Consider the following 13944-nt stretch of genomic DNA (forward strand, 5'->3'; position numbering starts at 1 on the left):
AAATTGAAAAGTCTATGCATATTACCATGCATAAGGAGGACAAAATGGACATTTTTGGAATACTGACACTGATTGGAGGATTGGCCCTGTTCCTGTATGGAATGGATGTTATGGGAGCTGGGCTGGAGAAAGTATCAGGAGGCAAGTTAGAACGGATACTGGAGAAATTAACTTCCAATCCGCTCAAAGGAGTGCTGTTAGGAGCCGGAGTAACTGCTGTTATTCAGTCATCTTCAGCAACTACCGTAATGGTAGTTGGTTTTGTAAACTCCGGAATTATGAAACTTTCCCAGGCAATTGGTATTATCATGGGTGCCAATATCGGTACAACGGTAACATCCTGGCTCTTAAGTCTGACCGGAATAGATAGTGGAAATGTATGGATTAATCTCTTAAAACCATCTTCTTTTACACCGGTTCTTGCGATGATAGGTATTGTTTTAATGATGACCGGAAAGAAAAGCAAGAAAGCTGATGTAGGGGAGATTTTATTAGGCTTTGCAGTATTGATGACCGGAATGGAAAGTATGAGCGGAGCAGTAAAACCGTTGGCTGATGTTCCTGAATTTACCAATATACTGACTATGTTCCATAATCCAATTTTAGGAATTCTGGTAGGAGCACTTCTGACAGCGGTGATTCAGAGCTCGTCCGCATCTGTAGGTATACTGCAGGCACTGTCTGTAACAGGAGCATTTACTTATGGCTCAGTTATTCCGATTATTTTAGGACAGAATATCGGAACCTGTGTTACAGCTATGATTTCTTCTGTTGGAGCAAACCGGAATGCAAAGCGTACTGCTTTTGTGCATCTGTATTTTAATATTATTGGTACCGTATTGTTCCTGACATTATATAGTATTTTGAATGCAGTTATTCATTTCCCGTTTGCAAATGATACAGTTGGTGTAGCAGGAATTGCACTGATTCACAGTATCTTTAATATATTTGCAACTGTAGTTTTATTCCCGTTTACAAAGGGACTGGAGAAGTTGGCATATCTGACACTTCCGATTACCGAAGAGGAAAAGAGCAAGAAAGAGGTACAGGAGTTCCCGTTATTAGACGACCGTTTCCTTGCAACACCATCTTTTGCCATTGAGCAGTGCCACAGCATGTCCATTGAGATGGCAAACCTTTCCAAGGATTCCTTCTTAGAAGCAATCGGACTTTTGGAGAATTATACACAGGAAGTAGCGGACGACATTATTGCAAAGGAAAATCTCGTAGATAAATACGAAGACAAGCTGCGTGCTTATCTGACCAAGTTAAGCAGTCAGAATTTGACCTATGCAGACAGCCAGAATGTATCTACGCTGTTACATTGTATTACAGATTTTGAACGTATTTCGGACCATGCAGCGAATATCGTAGATTCCATTATCGAGATGAAAAAGAAGGAGCTGGTTTTCTCTAAGAAAGCAGAGGAAGAAATGCATGTATTTGGAAAAGCAGTAGAAGACATTCTCTGCCGTACCATGACTGCATACACTGCCGATGATGAAGAGCTGGCTAAGACCGTAGAACCATTAGAGCAGGTTATTGATGAATTAAATAAAGCAATTAAGAAACGGCATATCAAACGTCTCCGGAAAGGAAAATGTTCTATCGAGTTAGGACTGGTGCTGGCAGATATCGTTACCAACTATGAACGTGTATCAGACCATTGTTCCAACATTGCAGTCTGTCTGATCCAGGAACAGGATAAAGATGTAGAAGAGCATGACCTGACGGCACATATGGATGAAGAAGACAATAGAAAATTTGCAGAGCAGATAAAAGAATATACAGAAAAATACGCTTTGCCGGAAAAATAAAAAAGCCGGGAGGAAAATGCAATGGCACTTATTTATATCGTAGAAGATGATATAAACATACGGGAAATCGAACGTTATGCACTAAAAAACAGTGGTTTTGAAGTAGAGGAATTTGATAACGGAAAGGATTTCTTCCAGAGAGTGTCAGAGCAGGCACCATCCCTGATGCTTTTGGATATTATGCTGCCGGGAGAGGATGGGCTGGAAATTTTAAGCCGTGTCCGGAAAAATCCGGCAACAGAAAAGACTCCTGTGATTATGGTAACGGCAAAGACCACAGAGATTGACAAAGTCCGTGGACTGGATATGGGTGCAGATGATTATATCAGTAAGCCTTTTGGCGTTATGGAGCTGATCTCCAGAGTGAAAGCATTACTCCGCCGCACCGAAAAGGAAGATGATGGTGATACATTAGCCTGTGGAAGCATAGAGATTGATAATAAGCGTCACAGCGTAACCGTTCAGGGAGAAACCTGTGAGCTTACTTTTAAAGAATTTGAACTATTAAAATACCTTATGATAAACCAGGGCATTGTATTATCCCGTGACAAGCTGATGAATCAGGTCTGGGGATTTGAATACGAAGGAGAAAGCCGTACTGTAGATATGCACATAAAGACGCTCCGGCACAAGCTTGGCAATGGCGGACAACAGATTAAAACCGTCCGCAATGTGGGCTATGTGATGGAGCCGTAGGAGCATTCATGAAGAAAAAAATAAATATACGATTTATTATGATAGCAGCGCTTGCCATTGTGGTCACAGCGCTGTCTGCTATGTTGGTGTATTATAATATTTTAAAAGAGCAGGTATTTGGAGATTTGAAAGCCTACGCCCATGTGATAGAGCTTTTGAATATAGATGACCTTGCAGCAGGAATAGAAAAAGACCCGTATAATCCCATCGATGATGACCTTCGAATCACATTGATTGGAGCAGATGGGGAAGTATTATATGAAAGTCTGTTAAATAAGGATGAGATGGACAATCATAATGAACGCCCGGAAATTATTGAAGCAAGGGAAAAAGGCGAAGTCGAAGCCATCCGTTACTCGGCCACTTCCGGAACCCATACTTTTTACTATGCGGAGCGTTTACAGAATGGAAATGTGCTTCGAATCGGAAGGGATTCCGTCAGTGTAAACCGTATTATGGTAAATACTTTAGTGATTGTACTGGTAATTGCACTTTGTATCCTCTTTGTCTGTATGGGAATTTCCCATTATCTGACGAAGAAGCTGGTAGAGCCTATCGAGAAGCTGGCAACGAATATTATGCTGGTGGATGAAAATAATGTATATGAAGAAATCCGGCCTTTTGTGAATACTATTAAGGAGCAGCACGTCAATATTATCAATAATGCGCAGCTTCGCCAGGAATTTACCGCGAACGTATCCCATGAATTAAAGACACCGCTGACGGCAATTTCCGGTTATGCGGAGTTAATCGGAAACGGAATGACCGGTAAAGAGGATACCATCCGTTTCTCTAATGAGATACATTCCAATGCCAACCGGCTGTTAAGCCTGATTAATGATATTATAAAGCTTTCAGAACTGGATGAAGCAGACCACCAGATGGAAATGGAAAGAATCGACCTTTATAAACTGGCAGAGAACTGTGTGCAGATGATGCAGGTGACAGCAGAGAAGCAGGGAATCAGGCTGACGTTGCAGGGAGAAAGCACCATGGCCATGGCAAACAAGAGACTGATGGATGAAGTCTTTTATAATCTTTGCAGCAATGCCATCCGCTATAATAAGCCAGGCGGAAGTGTCACAGTAACGGTAGGAACAAAGGATGAGCGTCCGTTCTTAAGTGTAGCGGATACCGGAATCGGAATTCCAAAGGAATGCCAGGAACGTGTATTTGAGCGGTTTTACCGGGTAGATAAGAGCCGTTCGAAATCCACCGGCGGAACAGGACTTGGACTTGCCATTGTAAAGCACATTGTGGCACAGCATAATGCTGCCCTTCACTTAGACAGTGAGCTGGATGAGGGAACCACCATAGAAATTGTATTTTAGGAAGAACAAGAATGGAAAGAATTGACATAAATTATCATTTAGCGTATATTTGAATAACAATCCGTGAGGGAGTAGTTCGCGTGAATACGTGATTTGTCAACAACCTCGGTCTGATGAAGGCCTGGCAAATCTTAATGAATGAGACTCATGTATGCAGCACAGGATAACTGCATACATGCAGTCTCATTTTAAATATACTATCGGAGGAAATTGTGTTTATGGTAATGTTCTTTACACTCTTACTGATGGGAGCAGGTCTTTCGATGGATGCTTTTGCAGTGTCTATTTGTAAGGGACTTTCCATGCGGAAGGTAAACAAAAAGCAATGTCTTGTAATTGGCTTATTCTTCGGAGGATTCCAGGCACTGATGCCATTTATTGGCTGGGTACTGGGAAGCCAGTTTGAACAGTATATTACAAGCATTGACCACTGGATTGCATTTATCCTGTTAGGATTTATCGGTGGAAAAATGGTAGTGGAAGCAATCCGGGAAAAGGATGAAGCAGTAGAAGTCGGGAAAATGGACCCGCCACTGGATTTCAAAGAGATGTTTATTCTGGCAATCGCAACCAGCATCGATGCCCTTGCCGTTGGAATCACATTTGCATTTCTGCAGGTGCCAATCGTTGAGGCAATTTCCATCATCGGAATTACGACCTTTGTGATTTCTGTCATTGGTGTGTATGTAGGAAACTTCTTTGGAAACAGATATAAGAAGAAGGCGGAATTGGCTGGCGGTATAATTCTTATCTTAATCGGACTTAAGATTTTGCTGGAGCATCTTGGAATTTTGGCATTTTAAAAGAAGGAGGAATATAATATGACAACAATCTGGACATATGTATTACTGGTAGTTGGTTTTGTACTGTTAATTAAAGGAGCAGATTTCTTTGTAGAAGGAAGCTCGGGAATTGCAAAGAAATTAAAGGTGCCATCGTTGATTATCGGACTTACGATAGTGGCAATGGGAACATCCCTGCCGGAATGTGCCGTCAGTGTGGCAGCAGCTATTTCCGGAAACAATGCCCTGGCAGTCAGTAATGTAGTTGGCTCAAATATCTTTAACCTGATGGTGGTTTGTGGTTTCTGTGCCGTAATTACACCACTTGCAGTAGGAAAAAAGACCTTAAAGCAGGAATTTCCGTTTTCTGTGCTTATGGCAGCCCTGCTTTTAGTGCTGGGTTACATTGGAATGAGCGTTGGCAGAATAGATGGTGTGATTTTATTGATTTTCTTTGCTCTCTTCATGTTCTGGATGGTGCGTTCTGCATTAAAGGCAAGAACAGCAGGAATTACAACAGATGCTTCCGAGGAAGCAGATGAGATTGAACGCGCAAAGCCAATCCCGGTATGGCTCTGTCTTGTATACATTGTAGGTGGAGCAGCAGCCATTGCATTTGGCGGCGACATGGTAGTAGACAGTGCGTCTGCCATTGCAGCAGCATTTGGTTTGAGCCAGAATTTAATTGGACTTACGATAGTAGCAATGGGAACGTCATTACCGGAGCTGGTAACCTCTATTGTGGCAGCCCGTAAAAATGAAGTAGATATGGCTCTGGGAAATGTCATTGGTTCTAATATTTTCAATATCCTTTTTGTTCTTGGTATTGCCGCAGCCATAAGTCCGGTCGCATTTATCATGGAAAATGTGATTGATATTGTAATCTTAATTGCCATGAGCATAATGGTACTGCTGTTTGCCTGGAGCAGGCAGAAAATAAACCGCATTGAAGGAGCAATTATGCTGCTTTCCTATGCGGGATATATGGTCTATATCTGTATGAGATAATATATTTGATAAGAAATAAGAAGCCCGTTTTTGTGGGCTTCTTATTGTATTATGTGCGCAGCAAAAATATCTGTAAGAAGCTGCCGGTGGCAGATTCTGCAGGATGCTGACTAATTTTCCGATTCTTCTAACTGGGAAAGTACATTGTTAAGCTGGAAGGTGGAGCTGTCTATCAGGTCCGGAATGGAACCTAAGTATTCCAGATGAAAGCCGGCATAGCGGAAGAAATAGGTTGTTCTTAATCCATCATCCGGGATGGCAAGCTCGATATATTCATCTGTTGTATCAAGGTCAATGAGATAATATTCATTTGTTATATCGGAGGCAGCACTGCGGGACAGTGTAAAGTCGCCATTATAAAGCATTTCAGAATAATCGGTTCCATCTACCGTCAGGGTAGAAGAAAGCATTCCCGTTTCTTCGTTGTAAGTAGTGTCGTAGTAGACGGCATCCATTTCTCCGTTTCCATCCATATCTGCAGAAACAGCAGACCCCATTAAAGCGTTCAGCTGAAAATTACCGGTGTAATGATATTCAGCCTTCAGGGCATTCAGCTGCTGATAAGGAACGGAAAATAAAAGTGTACCGGAATAAGACGGTGTAATAGCACCATGATTGGCGATAAAGGTAATACCGCCTCTGGTAAAATACCAGTTGCCATCCCTTAGTACATGTTCCAAAAGGTTCGAAGATACATCGGAGCCGTCATGTTTGGCAAGCTGGCTGACTTTGCCGTAGTTCGGTAACAAAAGCTGCTGGTTAATAAAAGAAAGTGCACTGTTTATCAGGGCATTGGAATCTGTAGCAATATCAGAAAGAGAAAGTGTTTTGCCATTTTCCAGATCATAATTAAACCCACCATAAGCAGCACTGTGGGTCTCCTCACTGGTAAATTCTTTTCTGGTACTCTCAAAAGAGATAATCCGGCTGTCCTGTCTGGTACAGGAAAAATCCTCATCTAAGTGATAGGCGGAAAAGGAATCCGGTGACTCAGCAAAAGAAATTCTTGCGGAAAGCAGACTTTCTAATCGGGCATCCTGGAAAGCATCCAGTTCTTCGTTTAAAGATTGTGTAATGGTTTTGGAAATCTTCGGATGACCGTCTATGGTCACCGTTGGTTTCTGATAGGAGGTATATAATAAAACAGTAGATAAATCATCGGCATGATAAGTCTCTGTTTTGGAATTAAATGTTATTGTTACCGGGTCATTCCGGGACTGTTCTGTTGACTCTTCTGTAGCGTCCGGCTGTTCACTGCCGGAATCCGTCTGTACAGAAGACTGTTTCTTCCCACCACATCCGCAAAAGACCAGGGTGGCAATACAAATCAGGGCAATAAATCTTTGCTTCATAGATATCTCCTTGTGGTTCGCATTCGTACCTAGAGTATAGCACATTTTATCTGGAAAAATCTTTAAAAAAGAATGAAGTTTTCCGGGGAAAGCGTTAGGGGGTGAAAGAAGCGTAATGTCCGTGCTGTTCAGTGAGTCCGAATGCGACATAAGGGCGGCAAGGGGCACTAAGAATTTCGAAGGGATATGAGATTGACTGGCAACCGGCGTAAATTCACATCCATGTTCATCTGCGCCTCACCGGCACGTCCCTGTGCCGGCGTTGCCTGGCACTATCCGAAATTCCAAGTGCCCCTAGCTGCTCTTATCATGCATCCGCACTTTGCTGAACAACACGGACATTTGGCATTCCAAGTGCCCCTTGCCGCCCTTTTATCGCGTCCGGACCCGGTAAACGGTGCAGACATCCGTTTGACCAAAACTTTATTCTTTTTTAAGATTCGCCCAATTGAAAAGCAATATTAAGAGGTATATAATCAGGTAAAGTGCGGACGCACAGGGGAATATAGTAAGAACAGGAGGATACACAATGGATTTTTTTGACCGCATGGGAGAGAAACTGGTAACTGCAGGAAAGGATGTCACACAGAAGGCAAAGGATTTATCCGGAACTGCAAAGTTAAACTTTGACATCAAGGCAAAAGAGGATTTTATTGAAAAGCAGTATGCACAGATTGGAAAGCTTTATTATGAAGACCACAAGGAAGAAGCAGATGGTGCATATGGACAGCAGATGCAGGCAATTGCAGAGGCATTTGCAGCAATTGACCATATGAAAGAGGAAGTATTAAAGATTAAAGGAGCGCGTCAGTGCCCGCAGTGTGGCGCTACTGTGCCGGAGGACACAGAGTTCTGTGGAAAATGTGGAGCAAAACTGAATATCTTTGAAGATTAGTGGATAACCTACCCATTTGTTTTAGAAAAATAAGACAAATGGGTAGGTTGTTTTATGAAAAAACATAAGATATAATAAATGGTATACCAATAGGGAAGAGAAAGGTATAGGGAGGTGTAGCAATTTATGAAGAAACGAATGATAAAGCTGACCGGTGCTTTATTACTGGTAGCCAGCTTGGTTTTTTCCGGGTGTGGGAAAAGCACGCAGTTAGACGATTATGCTACCAATGAAGGCAGTGACAGCGTAGAAGAAGGCACGGAAGCAGTGGCGGATAACACATCGGGTGATACCGGGGGGATACCGAAGGATGAGATTAAGGTAGGTGTCATTCATCTATCCGATCCGGCAGAGGGAAGTGGTTATACATATACCCATGATCTTGGTATTCAGGGAATGCAGCAGAACTTAAATCTTTCCGATGACCAGATTGTGCGTAAAATTAATATTTCGGATACTGATACAGATGCAACCAGAGCAGCAATACAGGAATGCATTGACGAAGGCTGTAATATTATTTTCGCCACAAGCTGGGGGTATATGGAGACCACCGCAGAGATGGCAGAAGAATATCCGGATATTTATTTTTCCCATGGAACCGGATATATGAGCAACGGAAAGAACTTTAATAATTATTTTGGAAGAATTTATCAGGCACGCTATTTAAGCGGAATTGTAGCAGGCATGAATACGAAGTCAAATAAAATCGGCTATGTAGCGGCAATGGATTCTTCAAATTCAGAGGTAACTGGTGGAATAGATGCATTTGCACTGGGAATATATTCTGTAAACCAGGACGCGAAAGTCTATGTAAAAGTTACAAACAGCTGGTTTGACCCTGACGGAGAGAAGGCGGCAGCAGAGACGCTTCTTAACATGGGCTGTGATGTCATTGCACAGCATTGTGATACAGAATATCCGCAGACATTGGCACAGGAAAAAGGTGTTTATAGTATCGGTTATAATTCTGATATGAGTAAAAATGCACCGGAGGCTTGTCTTTGCAGTGTTATCTGGAACTGGAGTGCCTATTATACATCAGCAGTGCAGAGTGTTATCGACGGAACATGGGATGGCAGCAATTATTATGGTGGAATGAATGAGAACCTGGTAGGACTTACGTCGCTTGCTGATTTCTGTGCAGATGGAACTGAGGAGAAAGTTGAGGAGGCAAAGGCAGCAATTCTTTCCGGGGAAAATGGCGTGTTTGATGGTGTAATTGAGACCAATGCCGGAGAAACCGTAGGAAAAGAAGGAAAAACATTAGATGATGCGACAATTACCGGAGGAATAGACTGGTATTTTAAGACGGTTGAAGTGGTAGAGTAGGGGGAAGCAAATGAATCTAAAGAAAAAAATTCTGGCAATTACAATTGGACCGGTATTGATATTAGGAATTATCACCATACTATTTACCGTAACCATGGTAAAGAATTCTATGATGGATGAGATAAAGGATGCATTAAAGGGAACCGCTGCCGCAACGTTGGCAGCATATGACCAGAATACCGGAGATTATCTTGAGACCAGCAATGGGGACATCTGGAAGGGAAGTTACAATATTTCCAAATCAGAGAATCTGGTAGACCGGATTAAAGATAATACCGGAATGGATGTAACTTTTTTCTATGGAGATAAACGAATCATGACTTCAGCAACGGATGAGAATGGAAATCGTATCTTAAAATCCAAAGCAGGAGATGTCATTGTAGAAAAAGTATTAAATGGTGGAGAAGAATATTTCAGTGAAGCAGTATCTATAGAAGGAACTTTAAATTATGGTTATTTTATGCCGGTATATCAGAATGGCTCCGATACAGATATTGTGGGAATGGTATTCGTAGGAACCAATAAGCAGGATAAAGATGCTGTTGTAATGCGGCTTTTAGGATCGATTGTGGCAGCGGTGGTGGCAATTATGCTGGTCTGCCTGCTTGTCAGCACGAAGCTGGCAAGCACTATCAGCAGGAATATCAGAACCAGTATTAAAACGGTGGAGAAGATTGCAGCAGGCGATTTGAATGTACAGGTGAATAATAAGCTGCTTAAGAGTAAGGATGAAATCGGAGACCTTTCCAGAGTTACGATTACCCTGCGTGATGCGATGCAGCGGACAACACTTGAAATCAATCAGAATGTGCAGAAGTTGTTAGAGGCATCTTCTCTGCTTGGAACAGCGGCCGATAATACCAATGGAACCATGAATAAGGTGCGCACAGCCGTAAACCGTATTGTAGAAAATTCTACGGAGCAGGCAGAGAATTCAAAGAGTACCTCAGAACATATGCGGCTGATGGGAGATAATATAACAGAGACTTCTGCTGAGGTGGAGGCATTAAACAGCAATGCGGCATTTATGCATGAATCCAGTGAAAAAGCAGCGGAGACACTGGCAAATCTTCAGCGCATCAATGGCGAAGTAGAGCAGATTATCGGAGAAGTACAGGAGCAGACCAACCGTACCAACGATTCTGTCCAGCAGATTTACAAAGCAACCGCATTTATCGCATCGATTGCAGAAGAGACAGATTTACTTAGTCTGAATGCATCCATAGAGGCAGCCAGAGCAGGAGAGAACGGAAAAGGATTTGCCGTAGTTGCAGAACAGATTAAGAAATTATCTGAGCAGTCCAACCAGTCCAGCAACGAAATTGAAGAGACTGCCATGATGTTAAGTGAGGATTCCCAGAAGGCTGTAGAGATTATGCAGAAGATGCAGGAAATCATTATGAGCCAGAGCGAGAGCATGAAGGATACCCAGAAGGTAGTGGAAGAGGTTGTGGCACAGATAGCCAATTCCATGCAGAGCATCCAGCAGATTAAAGAGACCACAGAGCATCTTGCGAATGTGAGAAATGAAGTTCTGCAGGCAGTTGAGACTCTTTCTAATATAGCGCAGGACAGCGTATCCGGAACGAAAAAGACTTACGAAGATACGGAAGAGGTTGTAGATACCTTTAAGCAGGTATACATGAGTGCGGAGCAGCTTCGTGAGATTGCTGACCAGCTGGCAGGAAGCGTCCAGTATTTCCATGTGGAATAAATATACAACCATAGCAATTCTAAAATTGTGAAAAAGTGCCTTTGAAATCGCAGACTGAAAAGTTTATCATAAAAAGCGAAAATATGCGGTGTCAGAGGTGAGAAAATGTATCCAATTGGAGCATATATTGTAAAATCAACAAATGGAGTATGCAAAATAAAGGACATTGTAAATCCGGATTTTGTAGCAGATTCCAACAAATTGTATTATAAAGCTAATCTATCAGAGGAAAAAGACGCGCCAGGAGCAGGGAAAGAAAACAACTACAGTAGATGGACGTTATTTTAATCTGGCAGAAAATCTTCTGTATTCTGAACTTGAATTAGTATTGCAGAAAAATAAAGATGAGATTTACCAGATGATAAAGGCAATTTGTGAAGCTTAAGGATATCGGATGGTCCGGTTGCAAAGGTTGACTTTTCAAATAAATTGTGTTAGTTTTACACCTAGATGATAAACGCAAGGAAGAAGAGAGTACATTTATCGGAATTGTACAGAGAGTTCCAATGAACCGCAGGGTTTAGCTGAGATGGAATCAAGGGTGATAGATGGAAGATGGCTTTGGAGTGGCGGGGCTGAATCCTAAGAGACAAGGCTTCGACAGGACCGCCTGTTATAGCGGGAAGTATTGCAGGATACTTCATGAGGCACATATTGTAAGGTATGTGTAAAATAGAAGTGGTAACACGGATAACACCCGTCTTCTTTCATTAGAAGGCGGGATTTTTTTTCGTGAGTAGCGAAGCGGCTCGCAGGAACGCTTGAGAAACGAAGTTTCTCAGGTCGCGAGTAGCGAAAAGCGGCTCGCAGGAATGCTTGAGAAACGAGGTTTCTCAGGTCACGAGTAGCGAAGCGGCTCGCAGGAACGCTTGAGGAGCACCAAAAGTATAAAAAGGAGAATGAAGATGAGCAGCAAAGGAAAGTTTTACATGACCACCGCGATTGCCTACACATCAGGTAAACCGCACATTGGAAACACTTATGAGATTGTACTGGCAGACGCAATCGCAAGATACAAGAGATTGGAAGGCTATGATGTATATTTCCAGACCGGTACCGATGAACATGGACAGAAGATTGAATTAAAGGCAGAGGAAAAAGGAATTACACCGAAGCAGTTCGTAGACGAAGTTGCCGGAGAAGTAAAGAGAATCTGGGATTTGATGAATACTTCTTATGATAATTTCGTGCGTACTACCGATGAAGACCATGAGACACAGGTTAAGAAGATTTTTAAGAAACTTTATGATAAAGGTGATATTTATAAGGGTTCCTATGAGGGACTTTATTGTACTCCATGTGAGTCTTTCTGGACAGAATCCCAGCTGGTAGATGGAAAATGTCCGGACTGTGGACGTGAAGTACAGCCGGCAAAAGAAGAAGCATATTTCTTTAAAATGAGCAAATATGCGGACCGGTTAATCGAATATATCAATGAGCATCCGGAGTTTATCCAGCCGGTATCCCGTAAGAATGAGATGATGAATAACTTCCTGCTTCCGGGACTTCAGGATTTATGTGTATCCAGAACCTCATTTTCCTGGGGAATTCCGGTAGACTTTGATCCAAAGCATGTAGTATATGTATGGCTGGATGCACTGACCAACTACATTACCAAGATTGGCTATGATGCAGATGGCAATTCTTCCGATTTATTCAAGAAGAACTGGCCGGCAGATTTACACTTAATAGGAAAAGATATCATCCGTTTCCATACCATTTACTGGCCGATTTTCTTAATGGCATTAGACCTGCCACTGCCAAAGCAGGTATTTGGACATCCATGGCTCTTACAGGGTGGCGAGAAAATGAGCAAATCCAAGGGAAATGTAATCTATGCTGATGATATGGTAGACCTCTTTGGTGTAGATGCAACCCGATATTTCGTATTGCATGAGATGCCATTTGAAAATGATGGAATCATTACCTGGGAGCTGGTTGTAGAGCGTTTCAATTCCGACCTTGCCAACATCCTTGGAAACCTGGTAAGCCGTACCATTTCCATGAGCAATAAATATTTTGACGGTGTCGTAAAGAGCACCGGAGTCACAGAAGAAGTAGATAATGACTTGAAGGCAGTCGTAACCGGCGCAAGAGATAAGATTGCAGATAAGATGTCCGGACTTCGTGTGGCAGATGCTATTACAGAAGTATTTAATGTATTCCGCCGCTGCAACAAATATATTGATGAAACAGCACCTTGGGTACTGGCAAAGGATGAAGCAAAGAAAGACCGCTTAAGCGAAGTGCTTTACAATCTGACCGAGTCCATCGCTATCGGCGCAAGCCTTTTAGCAAGCTTTTTACCGGAGACCGCAGAGAAAATCGCAGCACAGCTTAATACAGGACTGCGTGGATTTGATGAGCTGAATCAGTTTGGACTTTATCCAAATGATAATAAAGTAACGGAGAAATCGGAGATTCTTTTTGCAAGATTAGACCCGAAGGAAGTAATGCCGAAGGTAGAAGCAATCCGCGCTGCCCAGAAAGCAGAGTTCGAAGCAGAGCAGAAAGCATTAGGCAAAGAAGTTGAGACAGAAGCAAAAGCAGATGCCACTGTCATCGACATTGAGCCAAAGGAAGAAATCACTTATGATGATTTTATGAAAATGCAGTTCCAGGTTGGTGAAATCATCGAGTGTAAGGCAGTAGAGAAATCCAAGAAATTACTGTGTTCACAGGTAAGAATCGGAAGCCAGGTAAAACAGATTGTATCCGGTATCCGCAAACAGTACACACCGGAAGAAATGGTCGGCAAGAAAGTTATGGTATTAGTAAACTTAAAACCGGCAAAACTTGCAGGTGTATTATCTGAAGGAATGTTACTTTGCGCAGAGGATGCAAATGGAGAATTAGCACTTCTGACACCGGAAAAGGATATGCCGGCAGGAGCAGAAATCTGCTAAGTATAAGATTTTCCGATTAGCTATATAAAGAACCCCCGGAAGAACCATTGCAAATTGATATGTACCCAGAATCCTGGACACATATTTATGAACTAGGCTGAACACATGGATGCT

General features: G+C 42.4%; 11 protein-coding genes. 10 read left to right on the forward strand and 1 reads right to left on the reverse strand.

Annotation, left to right across the window (positions count from 1 at the left end; genetic code table 11):
• Positions 1–44: 44 nt before the first annotated feature.
• From DWW33_RS13535 to DWW33_RS13555, 5 genes are all read left to right on the forward strand, one after another.
• Entirely contained in the window at positions 45–1817 is a 1773-nt protein-coding gene (locus DWW33_RS13535) for a Na/Pi cotransporter family protein (protein ID WP_117697922.1), read from the forward strand.
• A 21-nt stretch (positions 1818–1838) separates the two neighbouring features.
• Positions 1839–2513, forward strand: a complete 675-nt coding sequence (locus DWW33_RS13540; protein ID WP_118639705.1) for a response regulator transcription factor — start codon at positions 1839–1841, stop codon at positions 2511–2513.
• A gap of 8 nt (positions 2514–2521) precedes the next feature.
• Positions 2522–3844, forward strand: a complete 1323-nt coding sequence (locus DWW33_RS13545; RefSeq protein WP_118639706.1) for a sensor histidine kinase — start codon at positions 2522–2524, stop codon at positions 3842–3844.
• Positions 3845–4062: 218 nt separating this feature from the next.
• Positions 4063–4647 carry a manganese efflux pump MntP gene (locus DWW33_RS13550; RefSeq protein ID WP_118088362.1) on the forward strand — a complete coding sequence of 195 codons (585 nt, stop codon included), beginning with the start codon at positions 4063–4065 and terminating at the stop codon, positions 4645–4647.
• Positions 4648–4665: 18 nt separating this feature from the next.
• Positions 4666–5634 (forward strand): calcium/sodium antiporter, encoded by a 969-nt coding sequence (locus tag DWW33_RS13555; RefSeq protein ID WP_118088361.1) that lies wholly within the window; start codon positions 4666–4668, stop codon positions 5632–5634.
• A gap of 110 nt (positions 5635–5744) precedes the next feature.
• Here the strand turns inward: DWW33_RS13555 and DWW33_RS13560 are convergent, their stop codons facing one another.
• Complete coding sequence (locus tag DWW33_RS13560; RefSeq protein WP_118639707.1) at positions 5745–6986, reverse strand: RsiV family protein; 1242 nt, start codon at positions 6984–6986, stop codon at positions 5745–5747.
• Positions 6987–7515: 529 nt separating this feature from the next.
• Here DWW33_RS13560 and DWW33_RS13565 point away from each other — a divergent pair.
• The 5 genes from DWW33_RS13565 (at position 7516) to metG (ending at position 13830) form a co-directional block, all read left to right on the forward strand.
• On the forward strand, positions 7516–7881 hold the full coding sequence (locus DWW33_RS13565) for a zinc ribbon domain-containing protein (protein WP_022244247.1): 366 nt from the start codon (positions 7516–7518) through the stop codon (positions 7879–7881).
• A 126-nt stretch (positions 7882–8007) separates the two neighbouring features.
• Entirely contained in the window at positions 8008–9210 is a 1203-nt protein-coding gene (locus DWW33_RS13570; RefSeq protein ID WP_117697915.1) for a BMP family ABC transporter substrate-binding protein, read from the forward strand.
• 10 nt (positions 9211–9220) lie between these two features.
• The gene (locus DWW33_RS13575; protein ID WP_117697914.1) at positions 9221–10924 is read left to right on the forward strand and encodes a methyl-accepting chemotaxis protein; all 1704 of its coding nucleotides are present in this window, start codon (positions 9221–9223) and stop codon (positions 10922–10924) included.
• A gap of 105 nt (positions 10925–11029) precedes the next feature.
• On the forward strand, positions 11030–11212 hold the full coding sequence (locus tag DWW33_RS13580) for a hypothetical protein (protein ID WP_227701260.1): 183 nt from the start codon (positions 11030–11032) through the stop codon (positions 11210–11212).
• 617 nt (positions 11213–11829) lie between these two features.
• Entirely contained in the window at positions 11830–13830 is a 2001-nt protein-coding gene (metG, locus tag DWW33_RS13585) for a methionine--tRNA ligase (protein ID WP_117697913.1), read from the forward strand.
• Positions 13831–13944 lie beyond the last annotated feature (114 nt).

The organism is Roseburia sp. AF15-21 (assembly GCF_003479505.1).
Classification (GTDB): Bacteria; Bacillota; Clostridia; order Lachnospirales; family Lachnospiraceae; genus Roseburia_C; species Roseburia_C amylophila.